Origin of the sequence: Microcoleus sp. B13-B6 (assembly GCF_036705405.1) — a bacterium.
Taxonomy (GTDB): Bacteria; Cyanobacteriota; Cyanobacteriia; order Cyanobacteriales; family Microcoleaceae; genus Microcoleus.
In genome coordinates this window covers 1-5,698 of record NZ_JAUBUJ010000198.1, presented here as the reverse complement: position 1 = coordinate 5,698, position 5,698 = coordinate 1, and the positions used below count along the sequence as shown (strand labels likewise).

The 5,698-nt window shown below is 38.4% G+C and carries 2 protein-coding genes and 3 pseudogenes; all 5 read left to right on the top strand.

Annotated features, from left to right (window positions below):
• Window positions 1–82: 82 nt before the first annotated feature.
• Window positions 83–517, top strand: coding sequence for a hypothetical protein (locus QUB35_RS38190; RefSeq protein ID WP_333148178.1), 435 nt, complete (start codon window positions 83–85; stop codon window positions 515–517).
• A gap of 639 nt (window positions 518–1,156) precedes the next feature.
• Window positions 1,157–2,228: pseudogene (locus QUB35_RS38185) on the top strand (IS630 family transposase).
• A gap of 69 nt (window positions 2,229–2,297) precedes the next feature.
• Window positions 2,298–3,204 (top strand): annotated as a pseudogene (locus QUB35_RS38180) (IS5 family transposase); the annotation flags it as partial.
• A 110-nt stretch (window positions 3,205–3,314) separates the two neighbouring features.
• A pseudogene (locus QUB35_RS38175) lies at window positions 3,315–4,659 on the top strand (IS4 family transposase).
• Window positions 4,660–4,870: 211 nt separating this feature from the next.
• Window positions 4,871–5,683, top strand: coding sequence for an ISAzo13 family transposase (locus tag QUB35_RS38170; RefSeq protein WP_333148176.1), 813 nt, complete (start codon window positions 4,871–4,873; stop codon window positions 5,681–5,683).
• Window positions 5,684–5,698: the final 15 nt, after the last annotated feature.

Sequence of the window (5,698 nt, the reverse complement as noted above, 5' to 3'; positions counted from 1 at the left end):
ATGCACTGATTCGTTCTGAGCCTTCGAGTTGTTGAATATGTCTGCTTTTTCTCTATCCTTTACTAAATAGGACTACCAGATATTGTATGACCAGAGGTATATTCAGGCTGCTTGGATGTTGCCGATCCTAGCTCTTGGCATTTGGCCTCGCGTACTCTGCAATACAGGAATTGAGTCAGCTCTGTTGGCCATCGGGAAAGTTCAATATCCAGCTTTCCGCCAATTCTTGCGGTTTCTTTGGACTAGCATTGGATTATGGGTGGGATTTTCTACCGCAGGATTGCTAGGAGCGATCGTCGCAGTTGCCCTGAATGACCTTGGCTTCTATGCTGCAATTAGCTACGGTCTTTGGGGTGAAAAAGTGAATTGTCTGGTGCAAGATATTCAAGCTACACTTCTGCTTTTAGGATTGCTTGCAGCCGTGGTGGCAGCTCGCTACTTTTTTGGGGTTTGGTCTTCCTATAGATTTACTACTTCAGAAATACTCCTAAGATTGAGCGCTCCTCCCACTTCCTGAATGACAAAGATTAAGGGGATATCAGCCCAGTCCTTCTAGGACTGTTTTTTCTTGAGTCTCAGGTTCCTAATTAACTCTCTAAGTAGGGGTTACTGAATAAGTGCAAAAAGGTTACACCCCATATCTTGGACAATTGCTCGATCGAAAGTCAAAGGCAAGGAAAACAGATCAAATAGGGCACAACCCTTGCATCACCGCTAGCGATCGTGTACCGAAAAGCTGAGCGAGCCCCCACCTCGCCAGAAAACTGTGAATTCCTCTAGGTCGGAAATTTAGCCTCGCTCGCGTGATGGCAAAACTGGCTAATACTTCTGGAACAGAAGATTGCTGTTACTTTTTTAGTCATGAATCTTTCTACCTGGTTGCTCCGGGTTTTTTGTTTTTTTGTTGACCCATATTTTTGAGGGTTTCACCTTGAAATATAGCGCCACTATAAGCTAGGGTAATCAGGAGAATCAAACTTGTTAAACGCTGCGAGAATTTGGGAAAAATTAGGTAATTAATTTTGTCTACTTACTTAGGGCTTGCTGAATCAGTGAGAAAAGTAAACAGTGTATGGGTTTTCCGACCAAAAAAGTAGTAATACCATTTTTTTAAAGATGTGATAGACTTGTGTAAAAAGTCAAGGAGAGCATTACAATGTCGGGTCGTCCTCATATAAAAATTACAGAATCTGTAGAAGGTTTGCGAGAAATCCTCAAGCAACAAAAAAAAATACTAGCTTATAATAAAGTTCAAATGCTTTATTTATTTCAGTCAAAACAAGTAGAAACTGTTCGGGAAGTATCCACAGTTTTAGGTAAAAGTGAGGCAACGATTCATCGCTGGCTCTCCCAATATAGAAAGGGCGGTCTGGAAAATTTGTTAAAAAATAGGCAGGTTTTCGGTAGCCCAAAAAAGTTCTCAGTTGAAATAGCAGCGACCTTGCAACAAGAGTTGAGAGACCCAGAAGGATTTAAGAGTTATAAAAAAGTTCATCTTTGGCTCTGGTTGATTAAAGGAATAGCCAGTAGTTACTCGGCTGTCTATTCTTTAGTAAGATGGGAATTAAAAAGTAAATTAAAAATTCCCAGACCTCGCAGTATTTCTCAGAAATCTACGGCAATTACTGAATTTAAAAATAACTTCCATCAACAGATAAAACCTTTACTAGACAAAGCTTTACCTCAAGTAAACAAATATAAAAAAGTCACTTATTGGTGTAGTGATGAAACGCGGATAGGGCTGCATACAATAAAGTCGGCGTAAGCTGACGCTTTCCGGCGTAAAGCCACGAGGAAAGCATCAATGGAAATAAGAGTGTTTTTGGCTGTATGGCGCAGTATCGATCCCTACGGGAAAAAGTTTTTTTGGGGAGTTTTCGCATTTAGACAAAGTTTGTTTTGAAGCATATTTACAACTTTTGTCAATACAATATCCTCATGAATTACACATCATTCAAGTAGATAACGCACCCGCTCATAATTTAAGCTCATCTGAATTACCAGACAATATCATTTTACTATTTCAGCCTCCGGCAAGTCCAGAAGTAAATCCCACAGAAAGAGTGTGGGAATATCTCAAAGATTTTTTAGCTTGGTCGGTGTTTAGTAATCTTGACGAACTCCGCACAAAAATCCAGGAAATTTTGGCATCTTTCACCGATCGCGTCATTGGTTTTCTCACCGGATGGTCTTGGATTTTACATTCTTTATCTCTATCACATCTTTAAAAAAATGGTATAAGGGTGCAAGAAAAACAGGTATAATGGCTCAAAACCCGTGCATCACCATTTGTGATCGTGTACAGAAAAGTTGAGCTTGCCCCAAGCCCCCCATCCGACTTTGAACTTCCCTTTGGAGGAAGGTTGTCTGCTGACAACCGTTGGGTAAAAATGACCCAACTAATTCCTTGGTCGGAATTTGAATCAGATTATGCGGAAAATTTCCCGACCGAAATGGGCGCACCCGCCAAATCCTTTAGGATGGCATTAGGAGCATTAATTATTAAAGAAAAGCTGGGAATCAGCGACATAGAAACAGTAGAACAGATCCGAGAAAACCCATACCTGCAATACTTTATCGGTCAATCAACTTACAGTAATGAACCCCCATTTGACCCATCACCCCGCCATCCACTTTCGGCAGCGAATCAGTGCGAATTTAATCAAGAAAGTGAACGAACGAATGGTGGAAAAAATGCGCGAAACCACCCCAAAACCGCCAGAAAAAAAAAAGGATTCGGACGAAAAAAATGAATCAACCAATCAAGGAAAATTAATCATAGACGCGACCTGTGCCCCAGCAGACATTAGCTATCCGACGGACTTAGGACTATTAAACAAGGCTAGAGTTCATACCGAAAAAATTATCGACATCCTCTATAAATCCCTCAAAGAAAAAATCACAAAAAAAACCAGAACCTACCGAAAAATAGCCAGGAAAGACTACTTAGCAGTAGCCAAACAACGACGACCTAAACGAAACAAAAAAATCCAAGCCCTTAAAAAACAACTGCAATATATCAAAAGAAACCTCGCTCATATTGAACAGCTAATCGAATCAGGTGCCACCCTAAAAAGTGTGAGCCACAAGCAGTATAAAACTTTGTTAGTCCTCACAGAAGTCTATCGCCAACAACTCTGGTTATTTGAAAATAACAAACAGAGTATAGAGGACAGAATAGTAAGTTTAAGCCAACCCCACATCATTTGTGACAAGTTAAGAAAAAGTGCAAATTGTCAAGGGGGTAGACAAAAAAAGGTAAAATAGGATGAAACCTTGACCGGGCAAGCAGTTGAGCCATAATTAAACCAGTTATGACTAGCAAAAAACGAATCAACCGAGATCATGCAAAGAAAAAAAATCGTCCCCAAGTAGAAACTGAAGCGATCGCGAATTACCTGGAAGATTTATTAATTCCGGCAATGGCGGCCCAAAAAACTTTTTATCGCCAACTAAATTTAAGAGATAGAATTCTAACACTACCATTAATGATGGCAGCAATCCGCCAGTTTACTATGGCGATCCGTACCAGGAGTAACAGAATTAACCAGATTATTAAATAAAGAAGGATTTTTATGGTGTCAGCCACAAGAAATTAGTCAACAAGCATTGTCGAGCGAGATTTTTAACTTTTCCATCAATTTTATTTGAAAAAGTATTTAAAGAATTACTACCTCATTTTCGACAAAAATGGTTGATGAGAAAATCGAGACCATTACCACATAGCGTACAATTTGCCTTAAAAAACTTTGAAAATATCTGGATAGCTGACGGCTCAACATTAGAAGCATTATTTCGTAAACTAGAAAGTTTATCAGATGTTCCAATTGGTAAATTATCCGGAAAAATGGGAGTAATTATAGACCTAGTAACTCATCTTCCCGAAGAAATTTGGTTTTGGGAAAATCCGAAACAAGCAGATACTCATTGGGAAGAAGATTTACTAAAAAAAGTTAAGCCAAAAACCTTGCTGTTATTGGAATTAGGATTCTATCACTTCGCTTTTTGGTCAAAATTAATTGAGCAAGAAATTGGATTTATTACTCGGATCAAGAAAGGTGCATCTTATCAAGTCAAGCGGGTATTAACCAATACTTATGAGGTTAAAGACCAGATAATTCAGATAGGTGCAGGGACAAAAAACACACCAACTTTGACTATAAGATTAGTACAAATCCGCTCAAAAAACTCCTGGCGTTCTTATCTGACAAGTGTCCAAAACCCCGAAATATTGCCCCCCTATGTAGTAGCAGATTTATATCAAAGACGCTGGCGAATTGAAGAGGCATTTTGTATAGTAAAGAGACTCCTAAATTTAAGTTATTTATGGACAGGTTCGTCCAACGGAATCCAGCTTCAAATCTGGGCTACTTGGCTATTTTATGCGGTTTTGGTAGACTTGGGAGATGCCGTTGCGGATGAATTAGGAGTGCCAATTGAACGTGTTTCACTCTTAAATGATTTATCGAGGGATGTATCATTTTTCTGTGGCCTATCAAAAAGGATTAGCTTCTGACCTAGTTAAGTATTTTGCCGACGCAAAAAATCAAGATTTAGGGATTGTTAAGCTACGCATGAAAACCTCATGTCAGGCTAATTATTTCTCCTTTCCCTGGAACTCAAAGAAGTCCCGAACAATTTTTTTTCAATAATGAATGAACAAATGGAGTCATATTTTAATTGGTATTTCGGTAAAAAATGAGTAAGATTACTCATTGACAACAGTGTTTTTAGCTTAGGAATAAAAAATAAATAAGTTGATGAGTTATCGGTTATAATGAAAAAAGTGTGAGATTACAATTTTCACTCCTACAGAGCTCGACTCACAACAGATTTTTATACACAACTACTCTAATTGGCGTTTAAACCCATGTCTTATTCTAATTCAATTGAGTCAGAAATGAAAAAATTTTATAAATCCTTATCAGAAAAGGATAAAAGAAGGTATGCAGCTATCGAAGATCAAAAATTAGGATGGGGTGGAATTAGCTATGTAATGCAACTTTTGGGATGCAGTCGAAACACCATCGTCAAGGGAATAGAAGATTTAGAAAAAATGGACTCAGAGACACTCAATAGTTCCCGGATCAGAAAGAAAGGAGGGGGAAGAAAAAGTATTCTGTCTACTCAAATCGGTATTGATGCAGCATTTTTAGAAGTTTTAAAAAATTACACAGCCGGAGACCCAATGAATGAATTAATCAAATGGACTAATTTGACGCATAAAGAAATAGCTGCGGGACTACGAGCGGCAGGTTTTACCATTAGTCTCCCATTAGTTGCCAAACTATTAAAAAAGCATGGGTATGTGAAACGAAAAGCTCAAAAAAAACAAACAATAGGAATTAATAAAAATCGAGATGCTCAATTTAAAAACATTGCTAGACTTCATGCAGAGTATAGAAAAGCCAGCAATCCCATCCTACGTTTTGATACCAAAAAGAAAGAAGTTTTAGGAAATTTGTATCGTCCGGGAACTCTCTATACAAAGGAACCTGTCACTACTTTCGATCATGATTTTTGGAGTTTAGGTCACGGTAAAGTGATTCCGCATGGGGTTTATGATTGTCAACAAAACCGAGGATATATAACATTAGGAAATAGTAAAGACACCAGTGAATTGGGAGCGTGTCACTTTTGCGATGAGTATTTATACTTAAACATTTCTTCGCTTACCAATTAAGCCATTTAAGTAAGC

Coding starts and splice junctions, on each gene's coding strand:
- QUB35_RS38170 (WP_333148176.1), top strand. CDS start 4,871: ATGTCTTATTCTAATTCAATTGAGTCAGAAATGAAAAAATTTTATAAA.